A 16,131-nucleotide genomic window follows, 5' to 3' on the forward strand; every position below is an offset into this window, starting at 1 on the left:
GCCGCGCGGCGAGCTGTCGAGGTGGACGAGGATGGATCGGGCTAGGGTCGACATGGTTGCGCCTCTCGCATGCGCCGACGGCACGAGCGTCTCGCCGCGTCGGCGCTCAAGGCGGAACGGACGCATCCCATCGACGAAGAAGGGATGTCGCCATCGTGCGCGTCCTTCAGGAACGCGATTTGCGCTCTGTCAAATGCCCGGCTGGGCAGGTCCGCCGGCACGGCGGCTCTTGATCTCGCCGAGCGTGGCGCCAGCAGTAGCTTCCTGCTCAAGCCGCGCCGCCAACCTGCTGCCGTCTGTGTTGCCGCCTGGCATACGAAAGAAGCGGTCAAAGACCCGTGCTTGGTATTCGGGCGGGACATCGGGGCCGGTGTCCACGCCTCCCGTCTTCAGCGGCGGCTTTGCAGCGGTTGCGGTCGGTCGGCGGAGGACGACGTTCACTTTCTCAGCCTCAATGCGGTCGTTGAGCAACCCCGACGTGTATACGCGCGACCGACGGCAATGGGGTCGGAAGCTGATGTTCGCGAGGATCTCGACGCCTCGCTAGGACCGGAACTTTATGCCGAGCGCCGACGCAGCGCACCTGACGCGACCAGCCCGGGCCCATTCTCTCCGCACAGATTGCACAGACGGAAGCACTCCCCCAATGAGGCTGCGTACTCGTGATGTTGCAAACGTCCGGTCCCGGGATGGATGATCCCGGAATAGATGCCAAACAAGCGCGGATGACCTTGCTGATCCCATATGAAGACAGGTGCGCCAGACATGCCGGGCGTACCTGGCCCGTCCACGATTAATCTGTGAGGTAAGCCCTGCCGCGTCATCCCCGCCGCCACATTCCTGGTGAGCACCACGGCGGTGAGGTCATCTTCTCCATCAGCACTGTAGCCGTGTGGATAGCCAACGACCGAGATCCTGTCGCCAGCTAGTGGCCCTATCGAACTGAATTCCTCGCGAAGAAGCGTGAGAGATGAGACTGCGAAGGAGGAGGGCATTTCGAGCTTCACCACGTCGACGTTGCGAGGCACTCGAAGCCCGATCGCGTTTAGGTCGGGTTGCTCCTGCTCGTCAGGCTCTTGGAGCCACAGCGGCAATCCGGTCGAATCGAGCAACGGTAGATCCAGCTGGTCCAAACCGCCGATTGCCTCATACGCGCCTCGCTTTTCGACGAGCTGTACGAACACTCGAAGTGCCGCCCGGTCTTGGCGGTGCTTTACCGCGAGCCTCAGGGGCGCCCCGTACCCGCTTACAACATGCCAGCAGGTGTAGAGGAAGTTCTTGCCGCCTTCCAATCGCACAAATCCGGAAGCATATGCCCCCCTGATTTCTTGTCCGGCGGAATCAAGGCACTGTAAGCGCACAGCCGTGTAGCCGAGATTGGCCTGCTTCTGGCGCGCGAGGATCGAAGCTCTCTCTTCAGGCGTGCGCCGGGCTAAAAATTCCTCGAATGGGTCAGGGCTGCTAAAAACTGCGTCAGGCGAAGGCACGACATGCTTACTGGCCAAGGTCTATCTCCAACAAGTTCCATTTCGACTGCGTAACCAGCGTTGCCTGCTCTGGCCTCATCCCCCGAACGCAGTAAATTCCATGTACGCGATTTTTGTACATCGGCAATAACGAGCGCCTCTACATGACAGCTACAGCGTCTGCTCCCTGTCAATTCTGTTGACAACTCGGCTGAGCGCCGCTCGGACCGCTTTTCAGGAGTGCCCACCTCTTGGCTGCTGTGAGATCGCGCGTTGTAGGCGGTTCTAGACGCCACCTGTGCCCACACGCATCGCCGCCGGCTTGCCGAGGCGAGTTCTTCAAACTATGAAATGGAAGCGGACAGGCTACCTTGCTCGAGGGCATTCCGCAAGTCCAATGCGCTGAAGTAGACTGCCGCCAGACGAATATGCGGGGTTGCTATGGCAAAACTTGAAGAGGTTTTCGGCGTCACCTCGAAGCCGGTGCTTTCATACGTGGAGCGCAAGGAGGTGGACGACAGCTTCCGCGAGGCGTTGACATCTCACAAGCAGATCATCGTGTACGGATCGTCGAAGCAGGGCAAGACGGCGCTGGTGTCGAAATATCTGCCGTACGACGACAACATCCTGGTAAGTCTCACGCCGAAGACGAGCCTACTGGACGTGTATCAGACCATCTTGTCGAAAGCCGGAGTAAAAATCCTCAGTGCTACTGTCGAGAAGGCGAGCACAGAGTCTGCGGTCTCGATAGGTGCTAAGTTCAGAGCCATGATCCCTTTCTTCGGAGAGGGCAGCGGTGAGACGACCGGCTCGCTCAAGGCGGCGTCGGGGAATGAGCTCAAATACGAAGAGATAGTCGTCAATCTCGAACTGCCACAAACCGTCGCGGACCTGCTCAAGCGCGTGAACTGTGACAAGTGGGTGATTCTTGAGAACTTTCACTACCTGACCGACGAGGTTCAGCAGCAGTTCGCCTTCGATCTTCGCGCGTACCAAGAACTGGGAGTGAAGTTTGTCATCTTGGGGGTGTGGCGCGAAAAGAATCGAATGGCCCAATTTAACGGGGATCTACTAGATCGGACTATCGAGGTCCCGGTCGAGCCTTGGAACGAGGCAGACTTCCGCCGGGTGGTCGCCAAGGGTGGTGCGGACCTAAGAGTTGCCCTGACGGACCCTTTGATTGATGCCACGATCGAGGCATCGTTCTCCAGCATCGGTGTCTTCCAAGAACTGGTCAAGAACATTTGCCTGAAGGCCAGCGTCAAGGAGACGATGCCGAACACTTTGGTTATCGGTGATCTCGATTACCTGAAGGATGCGATCCGGATCAAGACGGACGACTATGCTGCTCGCCACTCGCGCGCCTTGGAGGCCATTGCTGCTGGTCACAATTCGGGAGGGGGTCAAAAGGGAGATTTGCCACCTTTGTTCTTGCCGTACTACCTAGTACGTGTGATTCTTGAGGGTGGCTTTGACGGCATCGCTAACGGAGCAAGGCGAGGGACCATACACGAGAAAATTAAGGCGCAGCATCACCGCGGCAACGACGTGCGAGCGTCTGATATGACGAATCTGCTTGGGGGGATTGCCAACCTCCAATCGGTCAAGGCGATCTCGCCCCCAATTTTTGCCTACGACGCGCAGCAGCGTGTACTCCAGGTCGTTGACTCAACGTTTTACTTCTTCATTAAGAACGCGGACGTGGCCGACGTATTGGAGGCGCTCCCCAACCCCTTGGAGCAGGCCTAGACAAGACTGTTGACCAACAGCCATGGAGGTTCACGAGATGAGCCGTCAGTTCGGACTACGAGTGCGCGACCTCTGCGTCAAGCCGGCATGAGCGTCCGGAGCGTGAGTTGATAGCGCCGCATCGTCGGGGCGTACGTGGCCCGATGCCCGCTTCCGGGCCAATCGCGCTCGCTTGCCCCGCCTGTCGGTCAATGACCGGTCTCGGTGGCACCTTTCATTCGCGCGACCCGACCCGACCGACCGCCCCCAGTCTGGATCGGGCAATCCTGAAGGGCGGCTACGCAGCGATTCTGTTGAAAAACTCAGGTAGTGCTCCCTTTGGCCCGTTCGTGGGGGTGGTCAAACCATTCCGAGGGTTGCGTTCATCGATCCTGGGACGATCTGAGAGGTCGATTCTTGCCGCGGGGCATCGGCGAACGCTACGACCGAGTTTTTCAACACAATCCAGCGTTGCGGTCGGTCAGCGGAGGACGCCAAGTGAGGTCTGGGGCGAAAAGAGCCATTCGCTTCTGAGTTCGGTCAGAATCTACCGATCAGAAGTAGACGGCATCGTCCACGCAGCTCGGATTCAACGATGTTTTCCAAAGTAGAAGACCTTGCCAATCACCTGAGGGATCTGCTCAGGGGAAGCAGTCATTCTGACTACTGGTCGAACGTGGGATCGGTGATTGAGTCCCTCCCGATATACGCGACGGGTGACAACTACTGCTTTGAGATTCGCAGCTTCGAAGAACTTGCCGAGCCTCCAGCGAAGCTGTTTGCGCTTCCGGCGGCAGGTCTTGAAGAACACTGGGAGTCGATTGCATTTGCGCAAACTGCGCTAGAAGGAATGGCGGGCAGCGAGACGCTTCAAGCATTCTCTGCGACTTTGAGAGCCGCGCGCGTTGAAATCGTTAAGTCTCGAATGTTCTGTGTTGCCCATCACGTGTTCTGGGCCGCAACAGAGACCACTGACGTTGAGTATGCGTCGCGGGTGAGGGAGTGGCTGGCGGTGATTGGGAGTGATCGAATCGGTTACGCAGACGAAGCCTACTTTCGCGGATTAGCTGAGCCTGCTGGCACCATAAATCGTGGGAGCGCGACATGGCTTTTAGATTGGCTAAGGTTTCGATATGACACGCTGCAATGCCCCGTTAGCATTGACCCACGTTACCGGGATTCGGAGGCAGATCCCGAGTTGTCACCTGTTGATGTCGATCGAACCATCGTTCTCGCGGCCGCCGCATTCACTTGGCAAGACTACGCTCTAGTCCAGGGAGTTAGCGCGAGAGAAGCGGTTCAACTCACCGCGGCCGCCGGGCAAGCCCTCTTCTTGGCACTTCAGTCTTCCAGTGAAGACGACGCTACTGAGGAGGGCCCTGAAGATTGGGGGCGGAAGGGGGGCTTGGAAAGGCACAGACACACACGAGCGCTCAAAGACTGGGCGCTCGCGGAGGCGGAGCGGATGACAGGTTCGGACCGATCTATCGCACGTGACCTAGCCGCTCGCCTCCCGCCGAAGTTCACGCAAGTCTCTGAGGATCCGAGCCGACTTATTTACGACGCGATCCGCGCAAAGCGCGTCGAGCAAAAGGGCAGGCGATCGGGGAACTCAAAGCGGTAGTCCGGCTAGGCGCTGCCGTTACGGCTAGGCTCTTACCGTATCGGCAAGTCTGCTGCCGTCACCTTCTCCTGGGCGAAGCTGGTTCAATCAGGTGATGTTCACTCATGCCTGACGCTGTGATGCCGCTCCCAACACGCCCGCACCAAAAATTCCCAGATTACCTGAAGCACTTCCGCCCTCATGGTCCGGGTTGGAAGCTCGCAGCACTCCTGATTTGTCGGCTGCATGTGATCTTGCCAGCCGCCGCAGGATTCATTAGCGTGTGCGGAATCCTATGGTGGGCTCGCTAAACCATCCCCTTGGGAACATCTGATCAAGTCGTAAATTGACTTGATGACCAGAATGCGTGTTGTGCCGCTGCGGATAACGTCTAAGCGTCGGTACGTACACTTGCCTGAGCTGATCCGATCGCAGATGACTGCTATTAGCTTTTAGCTCAGACATAGCTTTCAGGCGTCGAAACTTCCGCAATCAGTCTGAAGCGGTCATTGCCCTGAGCTTTGTCGAACGACGCCCTCCGCGCTGATCGTCAATTCCAAGTACCCGGTCCCCGCATCCACCTCCCGCCCCAACCGCCACCCCACCATCTCCGCCACGACCAGCTCCACCGTCGTCCACACCACATTCCCATACCCCACATGCCCGCCCCACACGCGCCCCTGCGCGTCGGCCACGCTCATGTGCAGATGTGCGCCTTGAGGTGACAGCGAGCCCGAGAGGCTGAGGATTTCGAAGGGCCCGGTCCAGCGGGTTTCCTGCTCGGCAGCGGCCAAGCGCAGCACGGCACCGTCCAGGCTGCCGATGCCGGCGACGACGAAGAGGGCCGGGCCGTCGGCGTGATCGACGGCGTGCTGTTCCAGCGTGCGCCGCAGGTCGGCGCCGGGCGGCAGGCGCAGGGGAGTGACGCTCATGGCGCCATCGTGCCCGGAATGGGCAGTTGGCGCTCAGCGCGCCAGCGCCCGGAACTGCGCGATGACAGCGTCGAAGCTCGCATCCGCCTGCAGCCCCAGCCGTCGTGCACGCTCGCTCTCGAAGCGCGAGGGCCAGCCACCCACGATGCGAGCGACGGCCGCGTCGGGCTTGACGGTGACTCGGGCGGCCACCGCCTGGCCGGCGCTGCGCTCCAGCGCCTGCAGCATCTCCGCCACGGTCACGCTGAGGGCGGGCAGGTTCAACGCGGTACGACCGCCGAACTCGGCGCGGCTGGCCTCGGCCACGCGCAGGATGCCGGAAATGGTGGTGTCGGGCGAGGCCAGGGCGACGGCGGTGGAGGGGTCCACCGGGCAGATGACATCGATGCCGGCCAACGGCTCGCGCACGATGCCCGACAGGAAGCCCGAGGCCGCCCCATTGGGCCGGCCCGGCCGCACCGACACGGTCATCAGCCGCGCGGCGCGCCCATCGATATAGCCCTTGCGGGTGTAGTCGGCCACCAGCTGTTCGCAGATGAACTTCTGGATGCCGTAGCTGGACTGCGGCGTGGGCAGGGTGTCGTCGCGCACCACGGGCGGCAGCGGCACGGCCTCGTCGCCACCATAGACGGCGACCGAGCTGGCAAAGAAGAACAGCGGCGCCTGGCCGGTGCGCGCCTGTTGGGCGCGCAGCGCCTCCAGCAGGCGCCGCGTGGCTTCGAGGTTGCTGCGCAGGCCCAGCGCGAAGTCGGCCTCGCATTCGCCCGACACGGCCGAGGCCAGGTGGAAGACGGCGTCATGGTTGCCCGCCATCAGACTTTCCAGCCGCTCCAGCAGATCACCTGCATCGCGCTTGACCCGCCGGTCCGCCAGCAGGCCCGGATCGGCGACCGGATGCAGGTCGGCCAGGGTGAGCGTGTCGATGGGCTGGCCGCACAGGGTGCCGCGTTGCAGCAGGCGGTGCGCCAGCAGGGTGCCGAGGAAGCCGGCGCCGCCGGTGATGAGGATGTTCATCCCGCCACTATCGGTTAGATCACCGCGCAGCCGCAGCTCATGCGCCAGTTGCCCCGGTCGCCCACGATGATCGGCGCCGACGCGGGCCCGGCGCAGCAGCCGGCGCCGTGCAGCGCCGCCCCACCGGGCGCCCGCGCCATGCCGCTCTTGCGCCGCTGCTGGTAGCCGCCGTACACGTTCACCGGCAGCCAGTCGGGCATGGGCTTGACCACGGCCGGTGCCTGCGCGGCGAAGGTGCCGCTGCCATGCACCACCGTGCCGCCCACCACGGTCAGCACCGCGGTGATGTCGCGGATGTCGTCCTCGGGCACGGCAAAGTAGTCGTCCGACAGAAGCGCGAAGTCGGCCAGCTTGCCCGGCTGGATGCTGCCCTTGCGCGCCTCGTCGCCGGTGAGGGCAGCGCCTTCCAGCGTCCACATGCGCAGCGCCTCGTCGCGGCTGACGAGGTTGCGGTCGGCATTCAGGCGCGTGTCGCCCATGGTCTTGCCGGTCACCAGCCAGTGCAGCGAAACCCACGGGTTGTAGCTGGTGGCGCGGCTCGAATCGGTGCCGCAGGCCACGGGCAGGCCCATCGCCCGCATGCGGCCGATGGCGGGCGCGTCCGCCGCGGCCTCGCGGCCCCAGGTCTGCGCGAAGACTTCGCCGTCCAGCGACATGCGGTTCTGGATGGCGATGCGTCCGCCCATGGCGGCCACGCGCTCCATGGAGCGCGGCGACAGCGTCTCGCAGTGGTCCAGCGCCCAGCGCACGTTCTTCATCGGCACCTCGCGGTTGACCTTCTCGAGCACGTCGAGGATGCGCGTCGCGGTGCTGTCGTAGCTGGCATGCATGCGGATGGGCCAGCCCTTGCCCACCAGGTAGGTCGCCACCTCGGTGAGCTTGCTTTCCATGATGGCCGGCGCGGGCGTCACGCTCTTGCCGAAGTTGGCGGGGTCGGTGGCGGCCCACAGGATGTACTCGCCCGCGCCCACCATGCGCAGCCAGTCGTCGCCCTGGCCGGGCGCGACGCGCTGCGACCAGGCCTGGTAGTCGGCCAGTTCCTGGCCCGGGCGCTGCGCGAACAGGTTGTACGAGATGCGCAGCGTCATCCTGCGCTCGGCCGCCAACTTGGCGATGCCGCTGTAGTGCTCGGGGTAGTTCTGGCCACCGCCGCCGGCGTCGACCACGCTGGTCAGGCCCAGGCGGTTCATCTCGCGCATGTAGAGCTGGGTCGAGAGCGCCTGGTCGTCGTCCGACAGCTTGGGCACGCGCGCGAACAGCGCCACCAGCCCGCCCAGGCTGGTGGTGTTGACCACCAGGCCGGTCGGATTGCCGGCGGCGTCCTTCTCCAGCACGCTGCCGATGGGATTGGGCGTGTTGCGGTCGAAGCCCAGCACCCGCAGCGCCGCGCGGTTCAGGAAGGCGCGGTCGTAGAGGTTCATGACGAAGCAGGGCACGTCGCCGGTGGCGGCGTTGATCTCCTGCAGCGTGGGCAGCCGCTTCTCGCGGAACTGGTAGGGCGAGAAGCCGCCCACCACCTGCACCCAGTGCGGCGGCTGCGTGCGCCGCGCCTGGTCGCGCAGCATGACCAGCGCATCGGCCAGCGAGGGCACGCCGTCCCAGCGCAGCTCCTGCGTGTAGGTGAGCCCGCCGCGGATGAAGTGCGCATGCGAGTCGATGAGGCCCGGCACCACGGTGCGGCCCTGCGCATCGATGACGCGGGTGCGCGGGCCGATCCAGCGCTGCATGTCGGCATCGCTGCCCACGGCGGCGAACTGCTCGCCCACGATGGCCAGCGCCTGGGCGCGCGGGCGTTGGGGGTCTACCGTGGCGATGCGGGCGTTGAGCAGCACCAGGTCGGCCGGGCCGGCGGGCGCGGTGCTGGCACAGCCGGCCAGCGCACCGCCCAGGCCCAGGCCCGCGATGCCACCGGCCGTGACCAGGCCCAGCGAGCTGCGCAGGAACTGCCGGCGCGGCGGCTCGGGTTCGGCCTCGTGGGCACAGGCGGGGTCGCACCAGTGGCGGTAGCGGGGCGTCTCCGGATTCGTCGTGGCGGCGGCAGGGCCGCCCAGGCTGAAGCGCTTCATGGCGAGGCGGCTCCGGGCTCAGTCGACCTTGATGCCGGAGGCCTTGACGATGCGCGCGCTCTTGGCCGTCTCGTCCGCCAGGAAGGTGTCGAACTGGGCCGAGGGCATGGTGAACGGCTCGGCGCCCAGCCTGTCGAGGCGGTCCTTGAGGTCGGGCGCGGCCATGATCTTCGCGACCTCGGTCTGCAGGCGGTCGATCACCGGCCGCGGCGTCTTGGCCGGCGCGAACAGGCCGACCCAGAACAGGTACTCGGAGCCGGGCACGCCGGCTTCCACCGTGGTGGGCAGGTCGGGCTGTACCGACGAGCGCTTGCCCGTGCCCACGGCCAACGCCTTGAGCTTGCCGTCCTTGATCAGCGGCAGGGCCGACACCATGGGCGCGAAGAACCAGTCCACGCGCCCGCCCATCACCTCGGTCATGGCCTCGGGCGTGCCGCGGAAGGGCACATGCTGCGCCTGGATGCCCGCCGCCAGGCGGAAGACCTCGGCATTCATGTGCGTGGCCGAGCCGTTGCCGGCCGAGGCGTAGTTGAAGCCGCCCGGCTTGGCCTTGACCTGCGCGACCAGGTCCTTCACGTCGGCGAACTTGCCGGGCGAGGTGACCAGCACGTTGGGCAGGCTGGCCATGGGCGTAATGCCGGCGAAGTCCTTGAGCGTGTCGTAGCTCAGGTTGGGATAGATCGACGGGTTGACCAGGTGCCCGGCCGAATGCACCAGCAGCGTGTAGCCGTCGGCCGGCGCACGCGCCACCTGCACGGCGCCCAGCGTGCCGCCGGCGCCGGGCTTGTTCTCCACCACCACCGAGGTGCCCAGCGCGGGGCCCAGGCGCTCGGCCACCAGCCGGGCCACGATGTCGGTGCCGCTGCCGGCCGTGAAGGGCACGATCAGCCGGATGGTCTGGCCGCGCGGCCAGTCGCCCTGGGCATGCGCGCTGGCGAAGGCCGTGGCGGCCAGGGCGCCAGCGATGAAGAGGCGGCGGCCGAGGCCGCGGGTCGAGGGGAAGGTCATGTCTTGTCTCCGTCTTTGTCTTCTGTGGGGGATGGGCGATCAGCCGTTGGGGCTGCGCTAAGTCTTCGGCCCTGGCGGCTCGTGCGGCATCACGAGCGCCACCAGCACCGGCCGGTTGCTGCGGTTGACCAGCTGCCGCTTCTCGCCCGGCGCGAAGCGGCAGGAGTCGTAGGGGCCGAGCTCCTGCTCTTCGGTCTGGCCATCGAGCTCGCCGATGACGGTGAGCCGGCCTTCGAGCACGAGGTAGAGCTTTTCCATGGGCGAGCCGTCCAGGCCGGTGTGGCCACCGGGCAGGATCTGGCTCATGCCCATCCACATCTGCTCGGATGGCCCGGCCTCCTTGCCCTGCAGGCGCAGGCAGCGCATGTCGAAATGGCGAGGTGCCTCATAGGCAGGCGCCTGGTCGAAGCGGGTGACGTGCATCGCGGTTGTCTCCGTATCTCGCGCTCAGGGCCGCAGCACCACACGGTCGGTGCTGCCCGAGAGCACCTGGCGGTAGGCCTGCAGCGCCTCGCCCAGCCCGAAGCTGCGCGCCACCGGAAAGGGCTTGAGGGTGCCGCGCTCGAAGCCCTCGCGCATCGCGTCCAGCTGCGCGGTCGAGGCCACGCAGTCCATGGCCAGCGAGTCGATGCCCACGTAGGTGTGCATGCCCCGGTAGAAGGCAAAGATGTCGAAGGGCACGGCCCGGTCGTGGGTGGCGATGAAGATCTGCGTCGCCCCCTTGGCCATGGACTTGTTGGCGGCCTCGAAGTAGGCGCTGCCCACGGTGTTGTAGACCACGTCGGCCCCGCGCCCGCCGGTGAGTTCGAGCACGCGGGCGGCGACGTCCTCCTGGCTGGCGTCGATGACGTCGACCGGCGCACAGGCAAAGCCCTCGAAGGGCCCGGGCCGGCGCTGCACCGCGATCACCTTGGCCCCGGCCTGCGCCGCGAGCTGCGCCGCCGCCTGGCCCACCTTGCCGTTGGCGCCCAGCACCAGCACCACCTGGCCCGCCTGGGGCATGCCGCTGCGGCGGAAGCCCTCGTAGGCCGTCACGAAGGGCACGCCCACGGCGCCGGCCTCGTCCATCGAGATGTTGCGCGGGCGCTCGCGCAGCGCCGCCTCGGGCAGCAGCAGGTAGCGCGCATGCGAGCCGTCGCGGGTGATGCCCACGTCGCCGCCGGAGCCGTAGACCTCGCGGCCGATCCAGGCGCTGGGCCCGTCGATCACGGTGCCGGCAAAGTCGCGGCCCGGCGTGCGCGGCCACACGGCCTTCGGCATCAGGCCCAGCGTGGCCTTCACGTCGCTGGGGTTGACGGCGGCGGCACCGACCTGCACCACCGCCATGCCGGCGGCGGGCGTGGGCGCCGGCTGGTCGACGATGGCGAGCTGCAGCGACGCCAGATCGGCGGCCTTCTGCTCCACGCGCAGGGCGCGCGCGGCGCTGTTGACTTTGGGGTTCGAGACGGCGTTCATCGTGCGGCTCCTGCGGCCGGCAGGCCGAGCATCTGGCGCGCCTCAGCGGCGCTGGCCACCTGGCCGCCCAGGCTGCGGATGATGTCGCGCGCCTTGGCCACCAACTGGGCATTGCTTTCTGCCAGCACACCGTGCGACAGGTAGATGTTGTCTTCCATGCCCACGCGCACATGGCCGCCCATGAGCCAGGCCTGGGCCACGATCGGGAACTCCATGCGGCCGATGCCGAAGGCGCTCCAGAAGGCGCCGCGCGGCAGCATGTTGCGGGCGTAGAGCAGCGTCTCGGGCGTGGGCGCGAAGCCGTACTTCACGCCCAGCACGAAGGTCCACATGCCGGGGCCGTCGAGCGTGCCGTCGGCGATCAGGTCCAGTGCCAGGTGGATGTCGCCGGAGTCGAAGATCTCCAGCTCGGGCTTCACGCCCGCCTCGCGGATCACGCGGGCCATGCGGCGCACGTTCTTCGGCGTGTTGATCACCACGTCGGGCCCGCTGTTCATGGTGTTGAGGTCCAGCGAGCAGACGTCGGGCTTGATCAGCGCGATGTGCTCGACGCGTCGCTCGGGCGGCAGCAGCGAGGTGCCGGGGGCGTAGACCTTGGGGTCGTCCTCGCTGGGCACGAAGCGCCCGCCCGGGCCGGTCGTGAGGTTGATGACGAGTTCGCGGTCGTGGCGGCGGATGCGCTCGACCACCTCGCGGTAGAGCGCCACCTCCATCGACGGCTTGCCGGTGCCGGGGTCGCGCACATGGATGTGCACCTGGCCCGCGCCCGCCTCGGCCGCGGCCAGGCATTCGTCGGCGATCTGCGTGGGGGTGATGGGCAGGTGCGGGGTCTGCTCCGGCTTGACCAAATTGCCGGTGACCGCGCAGGTAATGAGCGTCTTGTTCATTGGACCCCCACGCTGGTCACTTCGTGTACTGCGCTGCCCCCCGAGGGGGCCTTCGCGCCTTTGGGCGGCCATGCGGCGCTCATAGGTGACGTCCTCCGTCGACGACGATGCGCGTGCCGGTCACGAAGCGCAGCGTGGTGGCCAGCGCCTCGACGGTGGCGGCCACGTCGTCGGGCAGGCCGATGCGGCCCAGCGGCGTGGTGGTGGCCATCTTGGCCTTGAAGTCCTCGCCGCGGCCGGGCACGAAGCCCGACTCCACCGCGCCGGGTGAGACCGACACCACGCGCACGGCCGGTGCCAGCGCCTTGGCCAGCGCATCGCCCACCACGTCCAGGCCGGCCTTGGCGGCCACATAGGCCAGGTTGCTGCCCACGCCGGTGAAGCCGGCGATGGAGGACACGTTCACGATCAGCCCGTCGCCGCTTGACTTGAGCAGCGGTGCGAAGGCGCGGATGGTGGCGAACACGCCGCGGAAGTTGGCCTGCAGCAGCTCGTCGATCAGTTCGTCGGTCAGGCCGTCGAGGTCGGCCGCAGCCACCGGCCGGGTGTGGCCGGCGCTGTTGACCAGGATGTCGCAGCGGCCGTGATCGGCCTTCACCTGCGCGGCGGCGGCCTGCAGGCTGGCGCTATCGACGATGTCGGCGCGCAGCGCGCCGTGACGCTGGCCTTCGGCCGAGGGCAGGGCGGCGGCGCGGGCGTCGGCGTCCTCGGCCTTGCGGTGCAGCAGCACGCAGGTGGCGCCCAGGGCGGCCAGGCGCTGCGCGCTGGCATAGCCGATGGCGCCCAGCCCGCCGGTGATGACGGCCACCTTGCCGTCCAGGCGTGAAACAGGGGTGAAGCTCATGGTCTTGCAGTCATGAAGGAAGGGTTGAATGAGGGAGAGGAAGAGGGATCAGGGAATCGGCGGACGCGGGAACTTGGTCTCGCCCGGCTCCAGCTGGAAGTCGTAGGCCAGCGTGGCGCTCTTGCCATCGGGCTGCAGCGCATAGCGGCCGATCAGCCGGCGCGTGACGCCGAAGGTCGGGTCGCTTTCGAGGTTCTCGTCGTCGTCGGCATAGACCTGGCTGACCAGCACCTTGAAGCCCGGCTTGCTGACCATGAAGTGCAGGTGGGCCGGCCGGTTGGGGTGGCGACGCTGGGCCTTCAGCAGAACGCCGCAGGGCCCGTCCACCGGCACGGGGTAGCCGGCGGGGCGCACGCTGCGGAAGTGGTAGCGGCCCTCGGCATCGGTGCGAAAGCGCCCGCGAAGGTTCATGTTCTCCTGCGTCGGGTCCTGGTTCTCGTACAGGCCCACGGGCGAGGCCTGCCACACGTCCACCATGGCATCGGCCAGCGGCCGGCCCTGGCCATCGCGCACCACGCCCGAGACGAACAGCGGCACGCCCGGCGTGCCCGAGCGGGCGATGGAATCACCACAGGCGCAATCCGGCGCATTGGCGCGCCAGAAGGGGCCGAGCAGGGCGGAGGGCGACTCGCCCTGCGGATCCTGGTTGTTCTGCAGCGCCACCAGGGTCGAGATGCCGAGGATGTCGGCCGCCAGCACCACCTCGTTCTTCTTCTCGCCGGTGGCCTGGCCGATGGCGACGATGAAGTCCAGCGCCTGCTCGAACTCTTCTTCGCTGAGCTTCACCTCCTGCACGAAGGCATGCAGGTGGCGGGTGAGCGCGGCGATCACCTCGCGCAGCCGGGGGTTGGGGGTACGGGCCATCGCATCCAGGGCGATGGGCAGGACCGAGTCGGGGGTCGTCACGATGTTCATGACCGGGGCTCCGTGTGCAAACGTTTGCACATTATTGGTTCCGATCCAGCGCAAAGCAAAGGGCACAATCGCAGCATTGACCCTCTTGACAGCGAGCCCGCTGCCAGGCAAACGTTTGCACACATGAAAGCCACCAAGCCGCCCAAGGTCACCATCCGCGATGTCGCCACCGCCAGCGGCGTGCATGTGTCGACCGTCTCGCGCGCCCTCGATCCGGCGCGGCGCAAGCGCATCAGCAAGGAGGTGCTCGAACTGGTCGAAGAGACTGCCCGCCGCCTGGGCTACCAGCCCAACCGCGCGGCCTCGGCGCTGCGCACCGGGCGCACCCACACCATCGGCGTGCTGCTGCCGGACATCACCAACCCGGTGTTCCCGCCCATCCTGCAGGGCATCGAGGCCGCGGCGGCGGCGCGCGGCTACTTCGTCTTCGTGGCCAACGTTGGCGACCCGCAGCTGGCGCAGCCCATCCTGGCGCGCATGAAGGCGCAGCAGATCGACGGCCTGGTCATGGCCATCGCGCTGCGCGAAGACCCGCTGATCGACTTCGTGCGCGACAGCGGCATGCATGCGGTGATGATCAATCGCGCCGACGAGAGCGGACGGCTGCCCGCCGCGGTGAGCGATGACCGCCTGGCCATGAAGCTGGCCGTTGACCACCTGGTGGCCCTGGGCCACCGCCGCATCGCACACCTGGCCGGCCCGCAGACCGTGCCCACGGGCGTGGGTCGCCGCCAGGGCGTGGAGCAGGCGCTGCGCGACCACCGCCTGCCCGCGCCGCGCATCGTCGAATGCGACAGCTACAGCCGCGAGGCGGGCCAGCAGGCGATGCGCGTGCTGCTGGAGAGCGGCGGCAAGCGGCCCCAGGCGGTCGTCTGCTGCAACGACCTGGTGGCGCTGGGTGCCTACGACGTGCTGCGGGCGGCGGGCCTGCGCATCCCGCAGGACATCTCCATCACCGGCCACAACGACATGCCGCTGGTGGACATGGTCGATCCGCCGCTCACCACCATCCGCCTGCCGCACCGCGAGCTGGGCTGGCAGGCGGCGGAGATGCTGTTCCAGGCCATCGAGGGCCAGGCGCTGCTGGCTTCGACGGTAGTGCTGCGGCCGGAGCTGGTCGTGCGTGCGTCGACCGCAGCGCCTGCGGCGGCCTGAGCGGCTTCTTCTGCTGAGTTAGCGCTGCACCGCCAGCCCCAGCTGCCGGATGATCCCGCCCCAGGCGTCGTAGGTGGAGCGCGTGAGCGCCGCCAGTTCGCGCGGGCTGGAGGCCTCGGCCTCGTAGGCGCCCTGGCGGAAGAAGGCGCGCGTCTCCGGCTGCGACAGCACCTTGGCGAGCGCGGCGCTCAAGGTGTCGACCACCGCGGGCGGCATGCCGGCCGGGCCGTAGAAGCCCAGCCAGCTCGGCATGTCGACACCGGTGATGCCCTGCTCGCCCATGGTGGGCACATCGGGCAGCAGCGGGCTGCGCTTGGGCGCAGCCACCGCCAGCATGCGCACCTTGCCGCTGGCGCTGTTCTGGATCGCATTGGGCGCGGCGTCGAAGTAGAACTGCACCCGGCCCGCCAGCACATCGCGCGCCGCGTCGGCGCCGCCCTTGTAGGGCACGTGCACCGCGTCCAGCCCGGCCTGGCGGCAGAAGGCCTCGCCATAGATGTGCGACGAGGTGCCGGCGCCGAAGGAAGCATAGCTCACCGTGCCCGGATGGGCGCGCACATAGGCCACCAGCTCCTGCACGGAATGCACCGGCAGGCTGCTGTGAGCCGTGAGCACCAGCGGGCCGCGGGCGCCCAGCGAGATGGGCGTCAGGTCCTTGAAGGGGTCGTAGCGCACCTGCGCCAGCGTCTGCGGGTTCTGCGCCACCACGGACGAGGGCGCATACATCAGTGTGTAGCCGTCGGGCGCGGCGCGGATCACCTCCTCGGTCGCGAGGATGAAGCTGGCGCCCGGACGGTTCTCCACGATCACCGGGATGCCGAGCACATCGGGCAGCCGGTTGGCGACGAAGCGGGCCTGCGCGTCCGATGCGCCGCCCGCGGCCAGGCCCAGCACGATGCGCAGGGTGCGCCCGGGCTGGGGAAAGGCCGCCGGTGCAGCCCGCACCACCGTCCAGGGCGGGAGCACCAGCGCGGTGGCGAGGCCCGTCAGGGCGCGGCGGCGGGACAAGGGAAGGGTGGGGATCATGCTCACGGAAGGTCCTCGGAGATCGCGTCGGG

The 16,131-nt window shown here is 66.9% G+C and carries 15 protein-coding genes; 3 read left to right on the top strand and 12 right to left on the bottom strand.

From position 1 onward, the window contains the following. Nucleotides 1-189 precede the first annotated feature (189 nt). Together ABIC63_RS18205 and ABIC63_RS18210 are read right to left on the bottom strand one after the other, a co-directional pair. Nucleotides 190-471 carry an ATP-binding protein gene (locus tag ABIC63_RS18205; RefSeq protein WP_354320825.1) on the bottom strand — a complete coding sequence of 94 codons (282 nt, stop codon included), beginning with the start codon at nt 469-471 and terminating at the stop codon, nt 190-192. Between the two features lie 86 nt (nt 472-557). Beyond that, nucleotides 558-1,505 (bottom strand): trypsin-like peptidase domain-containing protein, encoded by a 948-nt coding sequence (locus tag ABIC63_RS18210; RefSeq protein WP_354320826.1) that lies wholly within the window; start codon nt 1,503-1,505, stop codon nt 558-560. A gap of 402 nt (nt 1,506-1,907) precedes the next feature. Between ABIC63_RS18210 and ABIC63_RS18215 the strand changes: the two genes are divergently transcribed. Both ABIC63_RS18215 and ABIC63_RS18220 read left to right on the top strand, forming a co-directional pair. Next, the gene (locus tag ABIC63_RS18215) at nt 1,908-3,215 is read left to right on the top strand and encodes a hypothetical protein (RefSeq protein WP_354320827.1); all 1,308 of its coding nucleotides are present in this window, start codon (nt 1,908-1,910) and stop codon (nt 3,213-3,215) included. A gap of 574 nt (nt 3,216-3,789) precedes the next feature. After that, on the top strand, nt 3,790-4,818 hold the full coding sequence (locus ABIC63_RS18220) for a hypothetical protein (protein ID WP_354320828.1): 1,029 nt from the start codon (nt 3,790-3,792) through the stop codon (nt 4,816-4,818). Between the two features lie 485 nt (nt 4,819-5,303). On the opposite strand, the gene ABIC63_RS18225 is transcribed toward ABIC63_RS18220, so the two are convergent. The 9 genes from ABIC63_RS18225 to ABIC63_RS18265 all read right to left on the bottom strand — a co-directional run bounded on the left by ABIC63_RS18225 (nt 5,304) and on the right by ABIC63_RS18265 (nt 13,918). Further along, on the bottom strand, nt 5,304-5,729 hold the full coding sequence (locus ABIC63_RS18225) for a PPC domain-containing DNA-binding protein (RefSeq protein ID WP_354320829.1): 426 nt from the start codon (nt 5,727-5,729) through the stop codon (nt 5,304-5,306). Nucleotides 5,730-5,762: 33 nt separating this feature from the next. Continuing rightward, complete coding sequence (denD, locus tag ABIC63_RS18230) at nt 5,763-6,743, bottom strand: D-erythronate dehydrogenase (RefSeq protein WP_354320830.1); 981 nt, start codon at nt 6,741-6,743, stop codon at nt 5,763-5,765. Between the two features lie 14 nt (nt 6,744-6,757). Beyond that, nucleotides 6,758-8,809, bottom strand: a complete 2,052-nt coding sequence (locus ABIC63_RS18235) for an amidohydrolase (protein WP_354320831.1) — start codon at nt 8,807-8,809, stop codon at nt 6,758-6,760. 18 nt (nt 8,810-8,827) lie between these two features. Beyond that, complete coding sequence (locus ABIC63_RS18240) at nt 8,828-9,817, bottom strand: tripartite tricarboxylate transporter substrate binding protein (protein ID WP_354320832.1); 990 nt, start codon at nt 9,815-9,817, stop codon at nt 8,828-8,830. Between the two features lie 57 nt (nt 9,818-9,874). Continuing rightward, entirely contained in the window at nt 9,875-10,240 is a 366-nt protein-coding gene (locus ABIC63_RS18245) for a cupin domain-containing protein (RefSeq protein ID WP_294374556.1), read from the bottom strand. Between the two features lie 24 nt (nt 10,241-10,264). Continuing rightward, nucleotides 10,265-11,272: a quinone oxidoreductase family protein gene (locus ABIC63_RS18250; protein WP_354320833.1), complete on the bottom strand. Its 1,008-nt coding sequence runs from the start codon at nt 11,270-11,272 to the stop codon at nt 10,265-10,267. After that, nucleotides 11,269-12,159: a beta-keto acid cleavage family enzyme gene (locus ABIC63_RS18255; protein ID WP_354320834.1), complete on the bottom strand. Its 891-nt coding sequence runs from the start codon at nt 12,157-12,159 to the stop codon at nt 11,269-11,271. Before ABIC63_RS18255 ends, ABIC63_RS18250 begins: the two co-directional genes overlap by 4 nt. Before the next feature lie 79 nt (nt 12,160-12,238). Then, entirely contained in the window at nt 12,239-13,003 is a 765-nt protein-coding gene (locus ABIC63_RS18260; protein ID WP_294374551.1) for an SDR family NAD(P)-dependent oxidoreductase, read from the bottom strand. A 48-nt stretch (nt 13,004-13,051) separates the two neighbouring features. Continuing rightward, nucleotides 13,052-13,918 carry a dioxygenase family protein gene (locus ABIC63_RS18265; protein WP_354320835.1) on the bottom strand — a complete coding sequence of 289 codons (867 nt, stop codon included), beginning with the start codon at nt 13,916-13,918 and terminating at the stop codon, nt 13,052-13,054. Nucleotides 13,919-14,041: 123 nt separating this feature from the next. Here ABIC63_RS18265 and ABIC63_RS18270 point away from each other — a divergent pair, with 123 nt between their 5' ends. Further along, nucleotides 14,042-15,073: a LacI family DNA-binding transcriptional regulator gene (locus ABIC63_RS18270; RefSeq protein WP_354320836.1), complete on the top strand. Its 1,032-nt coding sequence runs from the start codon at nt 14,042-14,044 to the stop codon at nt 15,071-15,073. A gap of 18 nt (nt 15,074-15,091) precedes the next feature. On the opposite strand, the gene ABIC63_RS18275 is transcribed toward ABIC63_RS18270, so the two are convergent. Continuing rightward, on the bottom strand, nt 15,092-16,099 hold the full coding sequence (locus ABIC63_RS18275; protein WP_502935888.1) for a Bug family tripartite tricarboxylate transporter substrate binding protein: 1,008 nt from the start codon (nt 16,097-16,099) through the stop codon (nt 15,092-15,094). Nucleotides 16,100-16,131 lie beyond the last annotated feature (32 nt).

Source organism: Pseudacidovorax sp. 1753 (genome assembly GCF_040544975.1).
Taxonomy (GTDB): Bacteria; Pseudomonadota; Gammaproteobacteria; order Burkholderiales; family Burkholderiaceae_C; genus Xenophilus.